Origin of the sequence: Ectobacillus panaciterrae DSM 19096 (genome assembly GCF_000430785.1) — a bacterium.
GTDB classification, from domain to species: domain Bacteria; phylum Bacillota; class Bacilli; order Bacillales; family Bacillaceae_G; genus Ectobacillus; species Ectobacillus panaciterrae.
Genome location: NZ_AUMR01000151.1, coordinates 1 through 4,871 on the forward strand (window position 1 = coordinate 1; position 4,871 = coordinate 4,871).

General features: G+C 38.8%; 3 protein-coding genes and 1 pseudogene. 3 read left to right on the forward strand and 1 reads right to left on the reverse strand.

Annotated elements, in window-relative coordinates; translation table 11 throughout:
- Positions 1-432 (forward strand): annotated as a pseudogene (locus H540_RS0121445) (IS6 family transposase); the annotation flags it as partial.
- A gap of 396 nt (positions 433-828) precedes the next feature.
- Here H540_RS0121445 and H540_RS0121450 read toward each other — a convergent pair.
- The gene (locus H540_RS0121450) at positions 829-1,785 is read right to left on the reverse strand and encodes a patatin-like phospholipase family protein (protein WP_028402326.1); all 957 of its coding nucleotides are present in this window, start codon (positions 1,783-1,785) and stop codon (positions 829-831) included.
- Positions 1,786-2,544: 759 nt separating this feature from the next.
- On the opposite strand from H540_RS0121450, the gene H540_RS0121460 reads away from it, so the two are divergent.
- Together H540_RS0121460 and H540_RS0121465 are read left to right on the forward strand one after the other, a co-directional pair.
- Positions 2,545-3,705 carry a DUF4317 domain-containing protein gene (locus H540_RS0121460; RefSeq protein ID WP_028402327.1) on the forward strand — a complete coding sequence of 387 codons (1,161 nt, stop codon included), beginning with the start codon at positions 2,545-2,547 and terminating at the stop codon, positions 3,703-3,705.
- A 397-nt stretch (positions 3,706-4,102) separates the two neighbouring features.
- Complete coding sequence (locus H540_RS0121465; RefSeq protein WP_028402328.1) at positions 4,103-4,492, forward strand: VOC family protein; 390 nt, start codon at positions 4,103-4,105, stop codon at positions 4,490-4,492.
- The last annotated feature ends 379 nt before the right edge of the window (positions 4,493-4,871 follow it).

Consider the following 4,871-nt stretch of genomic DNA (forward strand, 5'->3'; position numbering starts at 1 on the left):
TGTATCGTGCAGTGGATTCCGAAGGAAACACGATTGATTTTTATCTCAGTAAAACAAGAGACAAACAGGCTGCAAAGCACTTCTTTAAGAAAGCTTTGCGGTCTTTGCATGTTTCTAAACCTCGTGTCATAACAGTCGATAAGAATCCGGCTTATCCTATAGCAATTGAACAGTTGAAAAAAGAGAAAAGCATACCTGACGGTATGCAACTTAGACAACAGAAGTACTTGAATAACATAGTAGAGCAAGATCATCGCTTTATAAAGAAGCGAGACCGTTCTATGTTAGGATTAAAAACGTTTCAAACAGCCAAACGGATCATCTGTGGAGTAGAGGTGATGCATATGCTGAAAAAGGTCAAGTTCACCCAAGGTGAAGTCTGTCCAAAGTGAGATTGAATTCATACATAAGTTATTCGGAATAGCATCATAACCCATAAGTTAACAGATTATATGGGTTCTATTTTCTTATAACATTATTTTCGCACCAGAACCTTCCTTCTTGTAGTATCACAGCTTCGCTTGTTATACGAGATCCAAGTCCCAACCAGCCTCAATCATGTTTCTACAAGTAGGGGGAAAACTGTTTAGTTGACGGGGGCAAAGCCCCACGGGCAGTTACGTTTTACCCCGGCTACCATTATAATAAGACCACAAAAAAAATGGTCAACCAGAAATATCTGGTGACCTTATAATACGAACGGGCAGTTTAGTTGAAGAAGAACTGAATAAATAAATAAAAACAGCCAGGTTCTGGCTGTTTTTTATAAAAAATCCAAATGCTTGCAATAAAAACAAAAAATTCAATCAGATTTATGGGATAATTTTATTAATTCCAGTTTTTCTCTATAAATTGAACTGCAGGTTGTAAATTTGTTTTGTTAGCAATTGAAATGACAGCGGGAACCACAGAAGGGTCCGTTTTGGAGAAATTAGGGATCCGTGGATTTAACCGAAAAAAACGATTTCCTAGAAGCTGAGAACTGACCATGGATTCATAGTAACCGGATCCACTAGCGACAATCTGAAGAAATGGCAATAAGGGTTCATTGGGCGATCGGTCCAAAAGAGCTCCCCAATTTGGGGGAAGGTTCTTCATATTTTCGGGGCGTATGTTATCTGCACTCACCATTCCCCACCCCTTCGTATCTCTTCTTAACTGAGTCGGCTCTTCACCTGTTCCAATGGATAATACCGCAATTTGATCCAACGGCTGTTTGGCTTTCCCCACTGCAAACGCGATACTGGCTGTACTGGGGTTAGTTGTTACTGTATACCCATCCACGTAGTTTTGATAGGCTCGTTGCGTCGCGGGAGCACCACTGCTCCGTAGTATTACATCACTCGCTTTCTCATTTAAATAGGGAGAGCCAGGAAAGTTGTGGAATAACACAGGCGTCCAGCGATTCAGCTCCGGTGAGAATAAATGAAATGCAGGGACAACAATTCGTCTTTTTAAGTCTTTGAGGAGAAGATCTGGTGGAAAAAATGTTTGTATCGCTTTAATGAAACCAGAATATGGTAATTGTTGGTTAAAAACAGGTCCACCTGGTCGGGAAACGCTGAATGCCGGCAGGATTTTATCCTTAAAAAACTGGAGTGTCTCCTTCGGCGATCTTCCACTTGCTAACGCAAGGGCAGTGAATGAACCGATTGAATTTCCCGAAAAAACATTGGTTCGACTAATTAATTTTGGGTTTTGCTGAGCCAGTCTGTTCAAAAGTTGTAAACTTAAAGCACCTAAGGTGCCGCCTCCATCAAAGGACATGATCCGATATTTTGTCAAAGCTGATTTCTCCTTTCTAATCTGATCACAAGTATCATTCAGTATATGTTTATTTCGTGTCTGTTGTATGGGTAATGAATACCTCTTTGAACTGAAATCCTTCAGGAGCCGGATTATGTAGCTAAACATCCAAGGAAAGACTCCATCGAGTATATAAAAAAATACCACGACGAGGATAGAGGAGACTACGTTTGAGTGGCAGTACGGGCAAGCCAAACGGGAATTTATTATGCACGTACTTTGTATGTAATGGGTGATGAGAAAGTCAGAAAGTACAATCAAAAAAAGCTTGAAAGAAAATAAAAAAGCCATAGCGGTGGGCTACGGCTTCCTAGCATGCAAGATTTTAGCAGGGTGACAATCCCGATCTCCAACGAGGGTGACGGCTGCCTGTTCCGTCCTCAAACAGGTTATTTTGCAACCTTGTGCACAAAAGGTTATTGATTATTATTAAATATCGTGCGATCCTTCAAGATGGAGGTCGCTTTTTCCAACAACAGGATTGTGAAGAATTACACTTAAACTAAAGGGTGCGTTCCTTAAATATCCTGCTGCCGATTCAGGCGGCTTTTTTATTGAACTAAAGCTGGAGTATCCGTTCGTAACACGTTAAAAATCATTTAGAGTGAGTGGAGATTTATTCTCTATAAAAATAGGACGATACGAACTTTATTCCTTTCAACTATTAAAATTGAAATAATATCAAGTATTACTATTTTATTGTCTGAACAGTATAATCGAAAATGGGAGTTGAGACAAATGAATAAAAAAGACATTGCTAATATCCGAAAGCAATTTAAATTAGACAATCATCTTATGAAAATTCGTGAAATCCTAAATGTTTATGTAAAGAAAGAATCAGGTGAGATTTACCATCAAGTCAGTCAACCGTTTCAAATGTTAGAACAGGAAGCACAAGAATTATTTTTAGCAAACTTTAAAAAGGTTTTGACAGGTCATCTTGATGCCAAACTGTTTGAGCTGAAATTTCAACGCGATGTGGAAGACAGCACACAAACTATCCTCTTCGAAGGATTACGAGCAGAATCAACAGAAGATTGGAAAGAAAACATGCTGAAAATCGTCGGGAAAATGTTTGCACATGCTGCTTATGAATTTGATACAGTGGTGACGTTTATCCGGGGAGAATATCAAAAGGCGACTAGGAAACGGGATCCGGAATCCGAAGAAGGAGGGAATGATGAGGTTTATTCCAACGAGTTTATCCTTTGCAGTCTCAATAAAACCGATCAGCCGAAAAAAGCCTTGCTGTTTGATTATATCGAGAAAGAATTCAAATCGAATAACGCAGTTGATCCCATTATTAATTTGACTTCTCCGTTAACAGGTTTTCTGTTTCCTGCCTTTAATGATAATTCGGCAGATGTGAATCATATTATCTATTGTGGAGGGAAAGTGAATCAACCAGAGGATTCATTTATAGAAGAAGTTCTCAACTGTGAAGATATTATTACTGCCGTGGAAGATAAGGACAGCTTCGAAGAAATTTTAAAAATAGTAGTGGGAGACGAAGTGGATTCCAGGGTCATTTCTAATGTCTATGAGGAAATCGATAAGATGGTACAGGAGAATGAAGAAAATGAAGAAAGTGAATCTCCTATGTTGGATTATCGGGACATCGAACGCATCTTAGAGGTAAGCGGTGTCGAAAATGTGGATACCGCCAAAGTGGAACAAGCCTTCAAAAGTGTGGTAGATGACGAAAAACGTGAAATCAAAGCAAGCAGTTTAATACCTAAATCCATTAAGATCAAGACGAAGATGGCAAATGTATCCGTCAGCCCGAAAGACCTGAAAAATGTACAATATATTACTTACAATGGAAAACGGTGCCTATTAATAGAGATCGATGAAGATGTGGTCGTCGAAGGATTTCGACTGGAAACGAAGACACTCTAGTGGGTTTTGAGGGACAGTTTCCTTGATTCATTACAATATATTAATGAATTTTAGTTGGTTCTCTACAAATGGTAGGTAGCAACTATTTTTGTTTTAGGATTGGTTCCAACAACATTATAATACAGCAAATCAGGTCAGAACAGTAAATCGCCGGATTTAATGTTTCTACCCATACAAAATGTATTCGAGTAGGTGCAGGGACATTATGCTGCCTAACGAGCCTATAAGATTGTGAAAAAATGTACTTAAAGTAACAGGTGCGTTTCTCCAATAAGCAGGAACGCTTTTTCACTAACGGTGCAGTTAAGTTGCTCCAGCTGCGGTGCTGGGGGTTCATCTTAGCCGTAAAACGACTAAGGTAAAAAATAAATTAATTGAAATGAAAGAAGTGAAGGTTTTGATTAAATATAAATGCCTCCATCATGTAAGTCTTACTGTTACAGATTTGGAAAGAGCAAAAGATTTTTATGGCAAAATTTTATTTTTAAAAGAAATACCGCGTCCTGATTTTGATTTTCCAGGTGCTTGGTATGAAATCGAGGGACAGCAACTCCACTTGATAGTTGATCCCTCTTCACAGACGATTCGTCAGGATAAAATCTTATCAAGCAGAGAAGGTCACTTTGCCCTTAGAGTTGAGAACTACTATGACACTCTTGAATGGTTAAAACAGAATGAAGTTGAAATCCTTGAAAAACCATACGGAAAAAGCGGATTCGCACAAATTTTCTGTGCCGACCTAGATGGTAATTTGATTGAACTAAATGTTGATCAAAAAGATTTATAAGTAAAAAGATAAAGGCTGCCATTACGGGGCTGTTGACAAACTCTTCGAGTTAATCAACTTCTTCGGGAACTTTCAGAGCCTATGTAGTACGATAGACTACATAGGCTCTTTTTATTTTGGAGGTTTTGTTCGACTATGATGGGAAAACAAGAAGATAAGCAACATCGCTTGGTATACATAAACTTAGAAGAATTCGTACCGAAACAACATTTATTACGCAAAATTGGGGAAGCAGTAGACTTCTCGTTTAGGTTCTGGTGCAAATACTTGGGGAGGATATAAAGAGGCGAAACGTTTCCTAGTGGAATCTATTTTATGCTGGAATACCGAATAGTTGATGAATGAGGTTCACTTGATTTTGGACAGACTTCTCCCCTTG

What these genes read in the sequence shown, in the direction of transcription:
- H540_RS0121460 (WP_028402327.1), top strand. Translation starts at nt 2,545, where the DNA reads ATGAATAAAAAAGACATTGCTAATATCCGAAAGCAATTTAAATTAGAC.